The 17,971-nt window shown below is 69.6% G+C and carries 14 protein-coding genes and 1 tRNA gene; 5 read left to right on the top strand and 10 right to left on the bottom strand.

The window, feature by feature from the left end:
* Position 1 precedes the first annotated feature (1 nt).
* The 3 genes from PGN14_RS07585 (at position 2) to PGN14_RS07595 (ending at position 1,456) form a co-directional block, all read left to right on the top strand.
* The gene (locus PGN14_RS07585; RefSeq protein ID WP_335298871.1) at positions 2–853 is read left to right on the top strand and encodes a hypothetical protein; all 852 of its coding nucleotides are present in this window, start codon (positions 2–4) and stop codon (positions 851–853) included.
* 16 nt (positions 854–869) lie between these two features.
* Positions 870–945 (top strand) — tRNA-Thr (locus PGN14_RS07590).
* 301 nt (positions 946–1,246) lie between these two features.
* Complete coding sequence (locus PGN14_RS07595) at positions 1,247–1,456, top strand: hypothetical protein (RefSeq protein ID WP_335298873.1); 210 nt, start codon at positions 1,247–1,249, stop codon at positions 1,454–1,456.
* Positions 1,457–1,483: 27 nt separating this feature from the next.
* On the opposite strand, the gene purU is transcribed toward PGN14_RS07595, so the two are convergent.
* The 5 genes from purU to PGN14_RS07620 all read right to left on the bottom strand — a co-directional run bounded on the left by purU (position 1,484) and on the right by PGN14_RS07620 (position 7,973).
* On the bottom strand, positions 1,484–2,344 hold the full coding sequence (purU, locus tag PGN14_RS07600; RefSeq protein ID WP_335298875.1) for a formyltetrahydrofolate deformylase: 861 nt from the start codon (positions 2,342–2,344) through the stop codon (positions 1,484–1,486).
* An 89-nt stretch (positions 2,345–2,433) separates the two neighbouring features.
* The gene (iolB, locus tag PGN14_RS07605; RefSeq protein WP_335298878.1) at positions 2,434–3,240 is read right to left on the bottom strand and encodes a 5-deoxy-glucuronate isomerase; all 807 of its coding nucleotides are present in this window, start codon (positions 3,238–3,240) and stop codon (positions 2,434–2,436) included.
* Positions 3,237–4,115: a myo-inosose-2 dehydratase gene (iolE, locus tag PGN14_RS07610; RefSeq protein WP_335298879.1), complete on the bottom strand. Its 879-nt coding sequence runs from the start codon at positions 4,113–4,115 to the stop codon at positions 3,237–3,239. Before iolE ends, iolB begins: the two co-directional genes overlap by 4 nt.
* Before the next feature lie 75 nt (positions 4,116–4,190).
* A complete protein-coding gene (iolD, locus tag PGN14_RS07615) occupies positions 4,191–6,044 on the bottom strand; it encodes a 3D-(3,5/4)-trihydroxycyclohexane-1,2-dione acylhydrolase (decyclizing) (RefSeq protein WP_335298880.1) in 1,854 nt (617 codons plus the stop codon).
* Positions 6,045–6,047: 3 nt separating this feature from the next.
* Positions 6,048–7,973 carry a bifunctional 5-dehydro-2-deoxygluconokinase/5-dehydro-2-deoxyphosphogluconate aldolase gene (locus tag PGN14_RS07620; RefSeq protein WP_335298881.1) on the bottom strand — a complete coding sequence of 642 codons (1,926 nt, stop codon included), beginning with the start codon at positions 7,971–7,973 and terminating at the stop codon, positions 6,048–6,050.
* A gap of 77 nt (positions 7,974–8,050) precedes the next feature.
* Between PGN14_RS07620 and iolG the strand changes: the two genes are divergently transcribed.
* The gene (gene iolG, locus PGN14_RS07625; protein ID WP_335298882.1) at positions 8,051–9,034 is read left to right on the top strand and encodes an inositol 2-dehydrogenase; all 984 of its coding nucleotides are present in this window, start codon (positions 8,051–8,053) and stop codon (positions 9,032–9,034) included.
* An 8-nt stretch (positions 9,035–9,042) separates the two neighbouring features.
* Here iolG and PGN14_RS07630 read toward each other — a convergent pair whose 3' ends face one another.
* Positions 9,043–10,482, bottom strand: a complete 1,440-nt coding sequence (locus PGN14_RS07630; RefSeq protein WP_335298883.1) for a glycoside hydrolase family 125 protein — start codon at positions 10,480–10,482, stop codon at positions 9,043–9,045.
* 84 nt (positions 10,483–10,566) lie between these two features.
* Here PGN14_RS07630 and PGN14_RS07635 point away from each other — a divergent pair, with 84 nt between their 5' ends.
* Entirely contained in the window at positions 10,567–11,604 is a 1,038-nt protein-coding gene (locus PGN14_RS07635; protein WP_335298884.1) for an SIS domain-containing protein, read from the top strand.
* Here PGN14_RS07635 and PGN14_RS07640 read toward each other — a convergent pair.
* The 4 genes from PGN14_RS07640 to PGN14_RS07655 form a co-directional block, all read right to left on the bottom strand.
* Entirely contained in the window at positions 11,588–13,960 is a 2,373-nt protein-coding gene (locus tag PGN14_RS07640) for a GH92 family glycosyl hydrolase (RefSeq protein WP_335298885.1), read from the bottom strand. The genes PGN14_RS07635 and PGN14_RS07640 overlap by 17 nt on opposite strands.
* Before the next feature lie 16 nt (positions 13,961–13,976).
* Positions 13,977–15,056 carry a TonB-dependent receptor domain-containing protein gene (locus PGN14_RS07645; protein ID WP_335299191.1) on the bottom strand — a complete coding sequence of 360 codons (1,080 nt, stop codon included), beginning with the start codon at positions 15,054–15,056 and terminating at the stop codon, positions 13,977–13,979.
* Positions 14,939–16,801, bottom strand: coding sequence for a TonB-dependent receptor plug domain-containing protein (locus PGN14_RS07650; protein WP_335298887.1), 1,863 nt, complete (start codon positions 16,799–16,801; stop codon positions 14,939–14,941). The genes PGN14_RS07645 and PGN14_RS07650 overlap by 118 nt, the downstream gene beginning before the upstream one ends.
* 148 nt (positions 16,802–16,949) lie before the next feature.
* Positions 16,950–17,837 carry a MurR/RpiR family transcriptional regulator gene (locus PGN14_RS07655; RefSeq protein ID WP_335298888.1) on the bottom strand — a complete coding sequence of 296 codons (888 nt, stop codon included), beginning with the start codon at positions 17,835–17,837 and terminating at the stop codon, positions 16,950–16,952.
* Positions 17,838–17,971: the final 134 nt, after the last annotated feature.

Genomic DNA, 17,971 nt, shown 5'->3' on the forward strand with positions numbered 1-17,971 from the left:
GATGCGCGCGTTCGACACGTTCGTCGCGATCGACTGGTCGGGCGCAAAGGGCGCGCGCCACAGGGGGATCGCGGTCGCCGCGTGCCGGGCGGGCAGCGACGAGGCGCCCGGGCTGGTCGCCGCACCGGGCGGCGTGTGGTCGCGCACCGCGGTGCGCGACTGGCTGCTGGCGCGCGGTGCCGACTCGATGCTGGTGGGGTTCGACTTCAGCTTCTCCGCGCCGTTCATGGCGCGCGGCGCGCATCTGCCGGGCGAGGTCGAGACGCCCGATGCGCGCGCCTTGTGGCGCTATGTCGATGCGATGAGCGACGACGTGGATCTCGGCGCCGCCTCGTTCCTGGAGGCGCGGCGCGGGCGGCATTTCTATCTGGGCGCAGCGGACGGCGCGAAGCGCGACTTCCTCCACTGGCGCGCGTGCGAGGTGGCGGGGGACGGCAGCACCAAGCCGTCCACCGTCTATGACGCGATCGGCGCGGCACAGGTGGCGAAGGCCAGCTTCGCGGGAATGCGGCTGCTCCATCATCTGCGCGGGCGGGTGCCGATATGGCCGTTCGATCCGGTGCCGGACGATGGCGCGCTGGTGGTCGAGATCTATACCGCGATCGCCGCGCGCGCCGCCGGGATGCGCAAGGGCCGCAGCAAGATCCGCGACGCCGTGGCGCTCGATGCGGCACTGGCGCGGCTGGGCAGCGCCGCGCACCGCCCGCTCGCCGCCTATGACGACCATGCCACCGACGCGATCCTGACCGCGGCCTGGCTGCGCGCGAACGCGGGCGACACCGCCCTGTGGCACCCGCCCGCCCTGAGCCCTGCGGTCGCCGCGACCGAGGGCTGGACCTTCGGCGTCCGCTGACGCATGGAGGCGGCACGCCGGTTTAGCTCAGCTGGTAGAGCAGCGGTTTTGTAAACCGAAGGTCGCGGGTTCGATCCCTGCAACCGGCACCATTCGTCCGTCTCCTCAATCCGTCATTGCGAGCGCAGCGAAGCAATCCAGAGCGGCGCGGTGCGTGACCCTGGATTGCTTCGCTACGCTCGCAATTGTCTGTTGGCGATGGCGTTAGAGGGGTGTGTCCCGCATGATCGGGATGCCCGGCGCCGGGCGCGGACAGTCAGGCCGTCTCGCAACAGGGCGTCGCGCCCGTCGTCATCCTGCTCGGCTGTCCGCTTCCCGTCACGCCTGGTGAGTTGCCTGGGCCGCTCCTCGACGCCCGCAGACAATCACAGGCTGCCCGAAGGATAGCCCGTCATGACCGAGCCTGCCACCCTTTCCACCTGCTTCATCGGCTGCGACGTCGGCAAGGCGGCCATCCTTGTCTTCGACAGCACCACCTGCCGCTGCCACCAGATCGCCAACACCCCGGACGCGCTCGGCCGCTTCGCCGCCACGCTGCCACCCGGCTGCCTCACCATCGCCAACGCCAGATTACGTCACGAAGGCGCGGCGCAACTGAGTTGATGACGGGTGACGCGGCAAACGGCGCCCTCAGCCGAACACGACCGTCTTCTGCCCGTTGGCGATGATGCGATGTTCCGCCTGCCACAGCACGGCGCGCGCCAGCACCGCGCTTTCCACCTCCTGCCCCAGCGCGACGAAGCCCTCGGGCGTCAGCGCGTGGCTGACGTGGCGCGCGTCCTGCGCGATGATCGGCCCTTCGTCCAGGTCGGTGGTGACGTAATGCGCGGTGGCGCCGATCATCTTCACCCCGCGCGCGTGCGCCTGATGATAAGGCTTGGCGCCCTTGAAGCTGGGCAGGAAGCTGTGGTGGATGTTGATGCACCGCAGCGACAGATACGCGCACAATCGCGGCGACAGAATCTGCATGTAGCGCGCCAGCACCACCAGATCGACGTCGAGCGAATCGACCAGATCGATGACGCGCTGCTCCTGCGCGTCCTTCGTTTCCTTCGTCACCGGCAGGTGATGATAGGGCAGCCCGTTCCATTCGACGAACGAGCGCATGTCGTCGTGGTTGGAGAAGACGCCCACGATCTCGATCGGCAGCAACCCGGCACGCCAGCGGTGCAGCAGGTCGTACAGGCAATGGCCGAACCGCGATACCGCGATCAGCACGCGCGGCCTGACCGATCGATCGTGCAATTCCCAGTCCATCGCCATGTCGCGCGCCAGCGGCACGAAGTCGGCGCGCAGTCGCTCCAGCCCGACCGCTGCATCGCCATCGGGACGGAACTCGACGCGCATGAAGAAGGTGTCGGTCGACGGATCGCGATGCTGGCTCGATTCGCCGATCGTCATGTCATGCTCGACCAGAAAGCGCGACACGGCGGCGACGATGCCCTTGCGCTCCGCACAGCGCAGGACGAGGACATAGGAGGGGTGGGTCACGCGCGCATCCTTTTCACGTTCGACGGTCGCGTCCGCGAACCAGCGCGCCACCTATCCCGACTAGCTGACCGCGGCGTAACGATCGACCGTCAGCGCGTCACCCCCGACAACCATGCGAATGCGGGATCGGTGGTGAAGCGCCACGCGCGGCGCGGCCCCGCCATCACGTTCAGGTAATAAAGGTCGTAACCATGCGCCGCCGCCACCGGGTGATAGCCGCGCGGCACCAGCACGACGTCGCCGTCGCCGATCGTCATCGTCTCGTCCAGCGCGCGATCGTCGGTATAGACGCGCTGCATCGCGAAGCCCTCCGGACGGCGCAGCCGATGCCAGTAGGTTTCCTCCAGCTGAGTCTCGTGCGGCCATGCGTCGCTGTCGTGCTTGTGCGGTGGATAGCTCGACCAATGGCCGCCGGGGGTGACGACCTCCACCACCAGCAGCGATTCCGCGATGTCGCTGGTATCGGGCAAGATGTTGCGGACGAAGCGGGTGTTGGTGCCCTGCCCGCGCGTTTCCTCGCCGACCTGGTGCGGCGCGATCATCCGCACCGGCTTGCGCCCCGCTGCCGGTGCCGAACAGATCGCCAGCTCGACCGGCGTCTCCGCCGTCACGCCATAGGTCTGCCCAGCGGGCACATAGACCGACGTCGGCGCGCCGGAGAAGACGTCCTCGCGCCCGCCGATCGCGTCGAAGCGCGTGTCGCCCGCGATGATCGTCGCGCGGCCCGTGGCCAGCACCAGGCACGCCTCGCGCCCCTGCTCGCCGCCGACATAATGCTCGCCGGGGCGCAGCCGCACCACGCGGAAGCCGACATGCGTCCAGCCGGCGCTCGCGGGCGTCACGTCGATGACGACGCCATCGGCGTCCGGCGCGGAGGGGCGGACGAGGAGCGTCACGACGCCGACAATCCCGCCTGCGCCGCCGCGGCGCGCAGCGTCTCCAGCCCGCGCCGCTGGCAGGGCAGCGGCGGCGCGACGGCGGGATCCTGCTCCGCCTCGACCACGATCCACCCCGCATAGTCCATTGCGGCGAGCGAGCGGAAGAACGGGGCGAAATCGATGTCGCCATCGCCGGGCACCGTGAACATGCCGGCCACGACACCATCGAGGAAGCTTCCACCCGCCGCGCGCACCTGCGCATGGCGCGCGCGGCGCACATCCTTGCAATGGACGTGGGCGATGCGCCGCGGATGGTCGCGGACCAGCGCCGCCGCGTCGATCCCGGCGAGCGTCGCATGCCCCGTATCGATCGTCAGCCCGACCTGCTCATGCGTGGCGTCGAGCAGGCGGCACAGATCGTCGCCCGTCTCGACCACGGTGCCGAGGTGATGATGATAGGCCAGCCGCATGTCCCGCTCGGCGAGATACTCGGCGACGCGGTCGAGGCGGCGCCCAAACATGGTCCAATCGGCGGCATCGAGCCGTGGCGCGTCGGCCAGCCGCGCGGTACGATCGGCATGGATGGCGTTCGACGTCTCGGCCAGGACGAACACATCGCTGCCCATGCGCCGCAACAGGTCGAGATGCGGGCCGAGCATCGCGATCTCCGCCTCCGCCGAACGGGTCAGCAGGCTCGATCCGTACCAGCCGCCGACCAGCCGCAGGCGATGGCGCGACAGCAGCGATGCCAGCGCCGCCGGCTCGCGCGGGAAGGCATGGCCCAGTTCGATGCCGTCGAACCCGATCGCGCGCGCATCGTCCAGCACCTGTTCGACCGTCGTGCCCGCGCCCAGTTCCGGCATGTCGTCGTTCATCCAGGCGATGGGGCTCACTCCCCAGCTGATGACCACGCCCGCACTCCCTAGTCGTTGGCACTCATGCGCGGGCCGCCATGCCAGACCGGCGGGTCACGATAAAGGCGGACGTCGCGACGCTGCGGTCCGGTCGGCGTCGTAGCGGCGGCGTGCGGCGCGCACCTCGGCGCGGTCGGAGCGCTCCGCCACGGGCACGTCCCACCAATGCCCGCCGCTCGCGGTCGCACGCGTCGGGTCGGTCGCGATCACGACGACGCTGACCCCGTCGCGATTGCCCGCGCGTAACAGCGCGGCCTCCAGCGCGTCGATGCGATCCACCTGCTCCGCCGCCGCCCCCAGGCTGCGCGCATGCGCGACGAAGTCGATCGCCGGCATGTCCGCAGTACGGAGGTTGCCGAACGATGCGCCGCCGGTGCCGCGTTGCAGCCGGTCGATGCACCCGAACCCGCCATTGTCGAGCACGACGATCGTCATGCGGCATCGCATCGCGACCGCGGTCGCGATCTCCGAATTGAGCATCAGATAGCTGCCGTCGCCGACCATCACCGTCACGCGCCGCCCGGGCGAGGCCAGCGCCACGCCCATCCCGCCCGCGATCTCATAGCCCATGCAGGAAAAGCCGTACTCGGCATGATAGCCGCCGGGCCGCGATACCCGCCACAGCCTGTGCAGCTCGCCGGGCAGGCCGCCGGCCGCACAGACGATCACGTCGTCGCGCGCGGCACGGCGCCACACCGCGCCGATCACCTGCGCATCGGACGGCGGCGCATCGCGACCATCGTCGGCCAGCGCCTCCGACACCTCGTCGTCCCATGCGGCGATGGCGGCGGCGTGACGGTCGCGCCAGGCGGCATCGACCTGCCAGTCACGCAACGCCGCCGCCAGCGCGTCCAGTACGACCGCGGCATCGCCCAACACCGGGTGCGCGTCGTGCTTGGCCACGTCATGCGCCGCGACATTGACCTGGAACAGCATCGCGTCCGCGGCGAACAGCGTCCGCGATCCGGTGGTGAAGTCCTGCAATCGCGTGCCGATCGCGACGATCACGTCCGCCGCCGCCGCGGCGTCGTTGGCCGCTTGCGTCCCGGTCACCCCGATGCCGCCCAGCAGATGGGGGTGATCGCCCGCCAGCGCGCCCTTGCCCGCCTGCGTTTCGGCGACCGGGATCCCCGTTGCGGTGGCAAATGCCGCCAGCCGCTGCTCCGCGCGCGCATACAGCACGCCGCCGCCCGCCACGATCAACGGCGATCGCGCACCGCGCAGCGCCGCCACCAGCGCCGCCAGTTCCGCGGCATCCGCCGGCGCGCGCCGCCGCCGCCACGTCCGCGTGCGGAACAGCGCGGCGGGATAGTCGAACGCCTCGGCCTGCACGTCCTGGCACAGGCACAGGGTCACTGGACCGCAGGCGGCCGGATCCGTCAGCACCGCTATCGCGCGCGGCAGCGCGTCGACCAGCTGCTCGGGGCGCGTGATCCGGTCGAACAGCCGCGACACCGGGCGCAGGCAATCGTTGACCGTCACGGTCGGGTCCGAAAAGCATTCCAGCTGCTGCAACACCGGATCGGGTCGCCGGCTGGCGAAGACGTCGCCGGGCAGCAGCAGCAGCGGCAGGCGATTGACGTGCGCCACCGCCGCCGCCGTCACCAGATTGGTCGCACCCGGGCCGATCGAGCTGGTGCAGGCCATCGCCCGTTCGCGCCGATGCGCCTTGGCGAAGGCGACCGCGGCATGCGCCATCCCCTGCTCGTTATGCGCGCGCAGCGTCGGCAGCGCATCGCCGACCCCCGCCAGCGCCTCCCCCAGTCCGGCGACATTGCCATGGCCGAAGATCGCCCAGACGCCCGCGAAGAAGGGGACGACGCCGTCATCCGTCTCCACGCGCTGCGCGATCATCCAGCGGACCAGCGCCTGCGCCGCCGTCAGCCGCACGAACGACGGCTCCGTCATGCGTCAGCCGGCGCAGGACGCACGCGCGCGCCGCCAGGCATCCACCAGCATTTCGAAATTGGCCGCGATCCGCGCCACCGCAACATCCTCGTCGATCGTGCCGGCCAGCCAGTCGGCGGCGGCCTTGTGCCAGATCGTCCGGCCGACCGCAAAACCCTTCACGACCGGGCACGCCGCGGCGATCGCGAAGCGGTCGAGCAGCACCTCCGGCGTCGCGGACAGGCCGAGCAGCAGCACCCCGCGGCAATCGGGGTCGCGTGCCTGGATCACCCGCGCGATCGCCGCCCAGGCCGCGGGATCGTCGGACGGCTCCAGCTTCCACCAGTCGGGATAGACGCCCAGCGCGTAGAGATGGTCCAGTACCTCCGCGGTCGTGTGCGCATCGACCGCGCCATGCGCGGACACGATGACCTCCAGCAGCAATTCGTGTCGTGTCGCCCGGCACGCCTCATACAGCCGCATCAGCTCGCGATCCTGCGCCGCGCGAAGGTCGGCCGGATCGTCGACGCGGTAATAGACCAGGCATTTCACCACCTGCCGCACCGGCCAGCCGCGCAGGGTCACCGCCGGGTCCAGCCCCGCCTCGAACGTCAGCGGGCGCGAGCCCGGCAGTTCGATCGGGCGGCCGATCCAATAGGGCAGATCCTCCGCCGCCTCGAGCGCACGCGCGCCATCGCCGCCGTCCAGCAGCACGCCGAAGCCGCGATCCCCGCCGGCCAGCCGGTCGGTGGCGCGCAGCACCAGCGACTTGAAGTGCGCGACGCGCGGCCGGCTCGCCTCCCCCAGCCGCGCCACCAGCTCCTCGAAATGCGTGCGATGGTCGACCGCCAGCACCATCAGGTCCGCATAGGGTGCGCCGCGCTCCACCGCGCGATGCTGCCGCTCCAGCCGCTGGTCGTCGCGCACGCGATACGGCCGGTCGGTCGCGGCCATGAACGTCCGCATCTCTTCCCAGCCGGGCATCGCCGGCGCGCAACCGTGGCGCGACACGACCAGCGCCCCGCACGCATTGCCCCACGCGCCTGCCGTCTCCAGCGCCGCGCCGCGCAGCCATCCGCGCAGGAACCCCGCCATGAAGGCGTCGCCCGCACCCAGCGCGTTGAACATCTCGACGTGATGCCCCGGCACCGTCAGCGCATCGTCCAGCCGCGCCGGCACCTCGCCATCGACGATCGTGCAGCCCCTGACGCCGCGCTTCACCACGATCGTCGCCGGTGTCCGCTGCCGGATGGCGCGGAGCGCCGCGACGGTATCGGTGGCGCCGCCCAGGATATGAACCTCCTCCACGGTGCCGACGACCAGGTCGACCAGCGGCAGGACCGCCTGCAACGCCTGCGTGACGGCATCGTCCGCGACGAAGCGATCCTCGCCGCGGTCGCGTGGTGCCAGACCCCACAGGACCGGGCGATAGTCGATGTCGAACACGACACGCCCGCCCCCCGCCTTCGCCAGTCGCGCCGCCGCGATGCTGGCGCGACGCACGCCGGGCTGCGACAGATGGGTGCCGTTGATCAGCACCGCGTCCGCCGTCGCGATATAGTCGGGATCCACGTCCGCTTCGTCGAGTGCCGCGTCGGCGCAATTCTCGCGATAGAAGATCAGCGGGAAGGTGTCGCGATCGCGAATCCCCAGCACGACCAGCGCGGTCAGCCGCTCGCGATCGGTCAGCACGCCGCGCGTCTCCACCCCTTCGCGCACCAGTTGCTCGCGCACGAAGCGGCCCATGTGATCGTCGCCCACCCGCGTCAGCAACCCGGCGCGCAGGCCCAGCCGGACCGCGCCGATCGCGGTGTTGGTCGGGCTGCCGCCGACATATTTGGCGAAGCTCGCCATGTCCTCCAGCCGCCCGCCGACCTGCTCGCCATACAGATCGACGCACGATCGCCCGATGGTGATCAGGTCCAGCGGGCGCGATGGCGGCGGGGTCATGTCGCGTCTCCCGGCGTGCGGGCTTGCCGAACGCGGATGGTGGGTGGAAAGAGCATGCGGCGGTGAAGGGAGCGAGCGTGCATCAGATCGCGTTGATCGGCGTGGGACGGATCGGGGCGATCCATGCGGCGTCGATCGCCGCTCACCCGCGCCTCGCGCTCGCGTGCGTGGCCGATGCGGTGCCCGCCGCGGCACAGGCGCTGGCGGCGCGTCATGCCACGGAGGCCGTCGACGTCGACACCGCGCTGGCGATGCCCGGCATCGCCGGCATCGTCATCGCCAGCCCGACCGCGACGCATGTCGACCTGATGCTGGCCGCCGCGCGCAACGGACAGGCGATCTTCTGCGAAAAGCCCGTCGACCTCGACCTCGCCCGCGCCTGGTCCGCGGCGGAGACGCTCGATCGGATGGGCGCGCGCGCGCTGATCGGCTTCAACCGCCGCTTCGACCCGCATATCGCCAGCCTGCGCGACCGGCTGCGCGAGGGCGCGATCGGCGCGGTGGAGGCGGTGCATATCGTCAGCCACGATCCCGCGACGCCGCCGATCGACTATGTCGCGACGTCGGGCGGGCTGTTCCGGGACATGGTGATCCACGATTTCGACATGGCGCGCTGGCTGATCGATGCACCCATCACCGGCGTGTTCGCGCATGCCGCCTGCCTCGTCGATCCTGCGATCGCGGCGGCGGGCGACGTCGACACCGCACGCACCATCCTGACCACCGCCGACGGCCGGATGTGCACGATCAGCTCCAGTCGTCGTAGCGGCTACGGTTATGATCAGCGGATCGAGGTGTTCGGCAGCGGCGGCCTGCTGCGCGTCGACAATGTCGCGCAGACCATGGTCGAGCATTGGAGCGCGAAGGGGCGACGGTACGCCCCGATCCAGCATTTCTTCCTCGACCGCTACGCCGAGGCCTATCGCCGCGAGATCGCGCATTTCGCGGACATGCTCGACGGCGCCGCGCCCGCGGTCGATCATCATGACGGCGTCGCGGCACTGGCGCTGGCGGAGGCGGCGCAGCGCTCCATCGCGTCGGGACGGATGGAGCCGGTGTAGCGACGGGATCACGCCAGCACGCCGGGGCGGCGCGCCGCCAGGTCCAGGATCATCTCGCCGAACAGCGCATTCGCCCAGGCGAACCACGGCCGCGTGAAGCGCGTCGGATCGCTCGCGGCGAACGCCTCGTGCATGAAGCCGGTGCCCGCGTGGCTGGTCTTGAGCACCTGGAGGCAGCGGCGGATGACGGCATCGTCGTCGCTGCTCATCGCGCGCACGATCAGCGACATCGGCCAGATCATGCCCAGCCCGACATGCGGCCCGCCGATCCCCTCCCCCGCGCGGCCGGTGAAGAAATACGGATTGTCCGCGCTCCAGCACCTCGCCTCGGTGCGGCGGAACGTCGCGTCGTCGCGCTCGACGCAGCCCAGCAGCGCCAGCGACGACAGGCTGGGCGCATTGGCATCGTCCATGAACAGTGCGTTGCCATAGCCGTCGATCTCATAGGCCCATATCGCGGCATCCCCCTCGCCAATCAGCGCGTGGCGACGCAGCGCGGCGTTGACCTCGTCCGCCAGGGCCAGCGCCTGCATCGCCAGCGCCGCATCGCCGCGCACCTCGTGCGCCAGTTCCGCCAGCCAGCGCAGCGCGGCGACCGCGAACAGATTGGCCGGGACGAGAAACGGATAGACGCACGCATCGTCGGAGGGCCGGAACATCGAATGGATCAGCCCGACCTTGCGCGTCGGTGCGCCATGGCCGTCGAGGATCAACGTGTCGGTCGCGCTCTCCGCCGCACGCTGGAAGCGATAGGGGCTGCCACCGTCCTTGCGCTGCTCGGCGCGAAACGTCGCGACGATCCGCCGCGCCGCCTCGCCCCATTGCGCGTCGAACGGCGTGCCGTCGCGCGTCGCGCGCCAATATCCGTGTGCGAGGCGGACGACATGGCAGAGCGAATCGAGTTCCCACTTCCGCTCCGCCACGCCGGGCGTCATCGTCGTCAGGTCGTCCTTTGCCCATGACAGCGGCGTCGCATCGGTCGCCGAGCGCGTGAAGGCATTGGCATAGGGATCGATCAGAATGCAGCGCGCGTGCCGCCCGATCAGCCCGCGGAGCAACCGGCGCAGCGCCGGATCGCGCCGGGCGAGCGGCAGATAACCATGGACCTGTGCCGCGCTGTCGCGCAGCCACATACAGGGAATGTCACCGGTGATGACGAACGTATCGTCGCGCCCGTCGACCGTCCCGATCTCCACCGTCGTGTCGAGCGTATTGGGATAGCAATTGGCGAACAGCCAGGCGAGTTGCGGATCGCCGATCCGCGCCGCGACGCGCATGATCTGCGCCTCCACCGCACGGCTGACGAAGCGGCGCTCCGCCAGTGGCGGGCGGCGCGTCGGCAGCGGCGTCGCCAGCGCACGGGCGGCGGGCATCGTCGCGCAGGCCGCCGCGGCGGCGCCCGCGATCACGGCGCGCCGGGTACAGTCAGCGGGCGGAACGGCGGTCATACCGGACGTTAGCACAGGCGCGAAACATATCTAGCATTTTTCCACTTTATAGAATATTCGGTCCATATCAGCCCCGGAGGACCGATGAGCGTTTCAGCCGATACCAGCACGCGCATGTTCGTCGAAGCGCGCGACAGCGGCCCCGCGGTCGCCCGTATGCTGGCCGCCAATGGCGCGGCGATCGAGACGCTGGCGGAGCGGCTGCGCGCCCTGCCGCCGCGGATGATCGTCACCTGCGCGCGCGGATCGTCCGACCATGCCGCCACCTTCGGCAAATATCTGTTCGAAACGCTGCTGCACGTCCCGGTGATCTCCGCCGCGCCGTCGACCGCATCGGTCTTTGCCGCGCCGGCGGGCGGCGGCCCCGACACGCTGTTCATCGCGATCTCGCAATCGGGGCGCAGCCCGGACCTGCTGGCGACGGTGGAGGCGTATCGCACCGCCGGTGCGCAAATCGTGGCACTGGTCAACGACGAGGCGTCGCCGCTGGCGGCGGCATCCGACGTCGTCGTCCGGCTGAGCGCCGGACCGGAACGCTCGGTCGCGGCGACCAAGTCGTGCATCGCCGCGATGGCCGCGCTGCTGGCGCTCGCCGCGGCCGTGTCGGGCGACACGACGATCCGTGCCGCGGTGGAGGCGTTGCCGCTGTGCCTGCGCGATGCCTTCGAACAGGATTGGGGCGCGATGGTCGACCGGCTGGCGGGCGCGCACAATCTGTTCGTCGTCGGGCGCGGCTATGGCCTGGGCATCGCGCAGGAGATGGCGCTGAAGCTGAAGGAGACCTGCGCGCTTCATGCCGAGGCGTTCAGCGCCGCTGAGGTGCGCCACGGACCGATGACGATCGTCGGCGCAGGCTTCCCGATCCTCGCGATCGCCGGCTCGGACGCGGCCGGGCGCAGCGTCACGACGGTGGCGGAGGAGTTCGCGGCGCGCGGGGCGAACGTGCTGCTGGCCGATCCTGCCGCTGCCGGCGGCGACCTGCCGGCCAGCGCCGCGCACCCCGCGATCGAGCCGATCCTCATGCTCCAGAGCTTCTATCGCGCGGCCAATGCGCTGTCGCTGCGCCGCGGGCTGAACCCCGATGCGCCGCCGCACCTCGCGAAGGTCACGCAGACGGTCTGACCGCGCCGAACGACGGCGGGCGGTCGGCCGCACGGCGGCCGAAGGCGGTGTTGGGACGTGCCCCCATCCGGAACACCAGCCGCCCGCCCCTCGCCAGTTCGTCATGCGCGATCCAGCTCTTCGTCCAGGGGCGACCGTTCCACGTCACCTCCTGCACATAGACCGCCGCCGCCGATACGCCGGGCGCCTCGATCACCAGGCGCCGCCCGGCGCCCAGCGTCACGGTCGCGCGACGATGCAGCGGCGCGCCGAAGACATAGACGCCGCTGACCGGATCGACCGGATACAGGCCCAGCGCGCTCATCACGTACCAGGCGCTCATCTGCCCGCAATCCTCGTTGCCCGCCAAGCCGTCCGGCGCGGCGCGATACTGGCCGGCGAGCAGCATCCGCACGCGCGCCTGCGTCTTCCACGGCGCCCCGCAATAGGCGTAGAGATAGGCGACATGGTGGCTCGGCTCGTTGCCGTGCGCATATTGGCCAACCATGCCGGTGATGTCGGGCACCGTGTCGCCCGCGATCCCGCCCTCCGCCGCGAACAGCGCATCCAGCTTCGTCTCGAACGCCGCATCGCCGCCGAACAGGTCGATCAGGCCATAGACGTCATGCTGGTTCAGGAAGGTCGCCTGCCACGCATTGCATTCGGTGAAATCGCGCCAGTGCGCGGTGTCATGCCCCAGCGCGCGCGGATCGAACGGTTCCGCCCAGGCGCCGTCCGCCAGCCGCGGCCGCATGAAGCCGGTCGCGGGGTCGAACAGATGGCGATAGTTCCGCGAGCGTGCGCGCAGGCGCGCGGCATCTTCCGTCGCCCCCGCATGCTCGGCGATGACCGCCATCGCCCAGTCGTCATAGGCATATTCCAGCGTCTTGCTGGCCGCCTCCTGCACCTTGTCGGCGGGGATGTAGCCGAGCGTGCGATACGGGCGCAGCCCGCGCGCCTCGCTGCGGAACGCCAGATCGCGGAACGCCGGCCAGATCGCGGCGGCGTCCAGCCCGGGCACGCGCTTGACCAGGGCCTCGGCGATCACCACCGCCGAATGCCAGCCGATCATGCAATGCGTCTCGATCCCCTGCAGCGGCCATACCGGCGGGCCGGCCGGCGTCTCCAGCGTCATGCGCGCGAGGCCGCGCACCAGATCGGCATTGCGCTCCGGCTGGATCAGTCCCAGCAGCGGATGCAGCGTGCGATACGTGTCCCACAGCGAATAGGTGCTGTAATTGTGCGCCCCCGCGGGCAGCCGATGCACCGCGGTGTCCATGCCGCGATAGCGCCCGTCGCTGTCCGAGAACAGCGTCGGCGCCAGCATCGCGTGATAGGCGGCGGTGTAGAAGATGCGCGCCTCCGCCGCGCTCGCTCCCTCGATCGCCAGCCCGGCGAGCGCGCCATCCCAGGCGGCGCGGGCATCGTCCGCCACGCGGTCGAACTCCTCCTGCGCGCCCTCCGCCGCCAGGTTCGCCAGCGCGCCCTCGACATCCACGCCCGACAGCGCGACGCGCACGACCAGCGGCGCGTCGCCCGCGTCGGGGAACATCAGCGCCGCCTTCAACGCCGCGCCGGCGATGCCGCCGTTCGGATCGGGGTCGACGGGGCGGTCGTTGCTGAAGAAGTGCGCGTCCGCGAACGGTCGCGACACGCGCAGCGCGAAATGGATGACGCGGCCATTGGCCCATTGCTGCACCCGTCGCGATCCCACCAGCGTGTCGCGCCCGACCAGCCGCAGCGAGGCGTCGGTGACCGGCGTCGGCCTGGGCGGATCGACGCCGACGCTGGCGGGATCCGGCTCGTCGCGCGCGCCATGCGCGAGATCGACCAGCAGGTGCCCGGCGCCGGGAAAGCGATAGCGATGATAGCCGACGCGATCGGTGACCGTCAGCTCCGCGGCGATGCCGCTGTCGGGAAAGCGCACCGCATAATAGCCGGCGCGCGCCTGCTCGTCGTCATGGCGGAAGCGCTGGCGATAGCTGCCCTGCGGCCGCTCCAGCGTGCCGGGATCGAGCACGACAGGGCCGACGCGTGGCACCAGCAGCACGTCCATCAGGTCGCCGACGCCGGTGCCCGACAGATGCGTGTGCGAAAAGCCCAGCATCGTCGCGTCGTCGTGATGATAGCCCGAACACGCATCCCAGCGCGCATTGTCGGTATCGGGGCTCAGCTGCACCATCCCGAAAGGCCGCACCGCGCCGGGATAGGTATGGCCGTGCCCGCCGGTGCCGATGAAGGGATCGACGAAGCGGCTGTTCCCCGCCGCGCGCGCCGGCGCGACACCCGGTGCCGCGAGGGACGGCGCCGCGACCGCGCCCGCGACCCCGGCCAATCCGCCGATCACCACGTCGCGGCGCGTCGCCTTCCCCTTCATCCGTCCTCGCCCTTCCCTACAGTCGCATCGTCGCGGTCAACAGCGAGGTCGTCCCCGAGTTGACGATGTCGGACACCGCCAGGCTGTCCTTCCCGATATGCGCCCAATAGCTGTAGGTGTTGAACAGGTTGGAGATCGAGAGGTCGAGCTTCACCCGCTCCGTCACCGCATAGCCCGCGTGCAGGTCGACGCGGTTGATCGGGCGCACCCAGACATCGTCCCAGCTCGCGCCCTTGCCCAGCGTGTCATAGACCGAGACGTAGCTGCCGCTGTGATCGTAGTTGATGTCGAACGTCAGCGGCCCGCTCTCGTAGAAGAGCTGCGCATTGGCGAGCAGGTCGGGCGCGTTCTGGATACGGTCCATCCGCGTGCCGTCGCCCAGCACGTCGACCTTCGTCCACTGCCGCGTGATGTTCCCCGCCACGCCGAAGCCGGAGAGGAAACCGGGCAGCGCCGACAGCTTCTGCCGCGCCGACAGTTCGATGCCATAGACGTCGCCCGAGCCGCCGTTCGACGGCTTGTAGGTGATCGTGCCCGAGGTGACGCCCAGGTTGCTGCCGGTGACGATGCCCGCGCTGCTGCCGGCGTCGTAGATGTAGTTGCGCAGCCGCTTGTAGAAGCCGGCGAGCATCACATGACCACCCTGGCCGAAATCCCACTCGCCCGACGCATCGAGGTTGAGCGCGCGGATCGCCTTCAGGTCGGGATTGCCCTGCGTCACGGTGGTGACATTGCCGGACTTGCTGGTGCTCGTTCCGCCGCCGAGCTGGAGGAACGGCGGCCGCACGTAGCTGGTCCACACCGCGGCGCGATATACCGCACCACGAGCCGGGCGGTAGTTCAGCGCGAGGCTGGGCAGGAAGGCGTCGAAGGTCGCCTTATTGCCGGCGAAATGGCCGGTCTGCGTCACGCCCTCCACCGTCGGCGTCACCCAGAAGACGTTGTCGATGATGCTGTGCTCGTACCGCGCGCCGGTGATCACCTCCAGATCGCCGAATTGCAGGTTGGCGAGCGCATAGGCGGCATAGATCCGCTCCTTCGCCCTCTGCGTGTTGCAGTTGAAGCTGTTGACCGGGTTGCTGCCGCAGGTGTCGATCGTCGCGTCCGTCGCGCCGCCCAACTTGTCGAACAACGCGAACAGCTTGCCCTGGTCGATCTCCGGCACCGCCCAATTGTAGCGGCCCGGCCACACGCTCGGGACTTGGAGATGATGCCCAGGTCGCCGAACGTCGTGGCACTGCCATAACCGGGCACGGTATAGTCGCGGTTGGTGACGGTGCGGTTGCTTTCCTCGACGCGGAAGCCGCCCTTGACGTAGCGCAGCGTGGCGCTGTCGTCGAAGTCGTAGCGCAGGTCGACGCGGCCGCCGCCCTTCTTCTGCGTACTGGTCTGCGGCGTGTATTCGGGTGCCCCGCCCGCCGCCGGCATGCCCGGGATGTTGTTGAGCAGATTGTAGATGTTCTGCGGCAGCAGCGGCACGGGATAGCCGTTCGCATAGCCGAACAGCGTCGACCCGCCGAACGGCGTGCCGTTGCCGTCGCTGCCCAGCGTGCGCGCCGCCACCTCGATATGGTTGGGCCGCGCATTGCCGCCCCAGCTGTAGAAGAGGTTCGGCGCCACGGTCAGCGCGCCGATATGCTTCTCGCCGCCGATCTGCGCGGTGCCCAGCGTGGCGCGCGCCGGGTTCGTCTCGTACCAGAAGCGCGTCGACACGTTCGACAGGACCGGCGCATACAGGCCGTTGCCGAGCGGCGTGCCGTCGGACCCGGTCTGCTTGTTCATCGCCACGATCTGGGTCAGGTGGCTGTTCTGCTCGGTATTCGCGCGCGCATAGGTGACGCGGGCATAGAGCGAGGTGTCGTCGTCCGGCCGCCAGTCGAACGTGGCGTTGCCGCCGTAGCGTTCGGTCGAACCCGACGACATGCCGAAATTGGCGCCGGTCAGGATCAGGTTGGCGGCCGGATCGAGGTTGGCGGGGCTGGAGCCGTCGGCGTTCTGGACCGCGAAATCGTAGCCGAAGTCGCAGCAGCCCGACGCCTGGATGCCGCCGACCAGGCTGTTGGCATAGTTGCGCTTGTCGTAGAAGCCGCTGACATAGACGCCGAACTCGTCCTGCGCGCCGAAGCGGGTCGAGATGTCGCCGCCGACGTTGAAGCCCAGCCCGTCCTTGCCATAGGCGCGCGCGCGGCTTTCCAGCCGCCCGCCGACCGTGACGCTGCCGCGGGTCTTGGCGCTGTAATCGAACGCGGACGGGGTGCGGAAGTCGATCGTGCCGCCGATCGCATCGCCCAGCATATCGGGCTGCGACGTCTTGTTGAGCACGATCGTCTGCAACCCCGACGGCGGCAGCAGGCTGAGCTGCACGCCGCGGCTGTAGGGATTGCCCTGCGCCACCGACACGCCGTTGATCAGGTTGATGTTATATTCGGAGTTGAGGCCGCGGATCGACACGAACATGCCCTCGCCGCGCGAGGCGCCATCGACGCCGCCGGCGAAGGCGGAGCCGGTGTTCATGACGTTGATGCCCGGCAACAGCCCCAGCGCCTCCGCCACATTGTGGACCGCGGTATGCGCCAGGTCGTCGGCCGACAGCACGCTGACGGTGTTGCTGGACCGCATCTGAAGATTGGTCGCGTCGTAGCGGTTGCCGACGACGACGATATCGCCGGAGCCGACCGGGGTCGCATCCGGCGCGACGTCGGGCGCCTGTGCCGGCGCCGAGGCATGGGTGGCGCGCTCCGCCGCCTCCTGCGTCGTGGCGGCCGGCGCCTCCTGCGCCACGGCCCAGCCCGGGAACGCCCCGATCATCATCATTGCCCCGCCCAACAGACGGACACGCATGCGGCTCAGCTTCATCTTGTCACCCCCCAGGTGGCTATTAGAGCATCATTGCCGCGCAAAAAATGATAATGTCAGACGATTGTCAATATGCATATTCCATTTTCACGAAATCTAATTCGGTAATTTCATTTCATGGTGGCCCGCGCCGTCACGAAGCGTCGAGGTCCGCCGTCTTCGCGCGCTGCGGGCGGCGCTCCTTGTCGTAGGCGAGCCCGACGACCAGCGCCTGCGCGACGCACAAGGATGCCGCGAGCGAGCGGAACCCGCGCACCTCCGACTCGCGCACGATCAGCGTCTGCGTCGCATGGCGCGCGATCGGGCTGGCGAGGCTGTCGGAAATGGCGAGGATGCTCGCCCCCGCCGTCGCCGCGGCCTCTACCGCGCTGACCGTCTCGGGTGCATAGGAATGGTAGCTGATCGCGATCAGCAGGTCGCGCGACGACATGGCGCGGAACTGCTGGTACGACAGCCCGCCGACGCCGTCGAGCAACACCGTCGGCTTGCCCGCCTGGGGAATGGCGTAGGCGAGATAGGCGGCGACCGGGAAGGCGCGCCGCATCCCCGCGAGATGGACGATCTGTGCCTTGCGGATCAGCGCGACCGCCTCGGCCAGCCCCTCCTGACCGATCGTCATCCGCGTGTTCTGCAACGCCAGGATGTCGCCCTCGGTGAATTCGTCGATCAGCGAGCCGACGCCATGCGCCGACACCGACTGGTCGACCGAGGCATTGAACTGGTGGACGCGCTCGCCATAGCCCAGCGTCGCATTGTTCGCGAGCAGGCTCTCGCGCAGCAGCCGCTGCATCGGCCCCGCGCCGGTGAACCCCAGCGACTTGGCGAAGCGCACGATCGCCGACGGCTGCGTCCCGGACCGCGCCGCGATCACGCTCAGCGGTTGCAGCGCCATGTCGTCGGGATGATCGAGCACGTAGCGCGCGACATGCTGCAGCCGCTTGCTGAGGGTATCGTGGCGCGCGAGGATCGCCTGGCGCAGCTCCGCCGCCGTCTGCGGCAGCGGGGTATCGGGATCGGCCATGCTAGTCTCCGAAGGAAACCCGCGACCATAAAAGCGGCGTTCCCGATTACAACGCCAATTTCTGAAACGTAATTTCCATATTGACTTCTCAATGGCATTATCTTTTTAGTATCGGCCAGCGCGGGGGTGGCACG

Origin of the sequence: Sphingomonas adhaesiva, from assembly GCF_036946305.1 — a bacterium.
Taxonomy (GTDB): domain Bacteria; phylum Pseudomonadota; class Alphaproteobacteria; order Sphingomonadales; family Sphingomonadaceae; genus Sphingomonas; species Sphingomonas adhaesiva_B.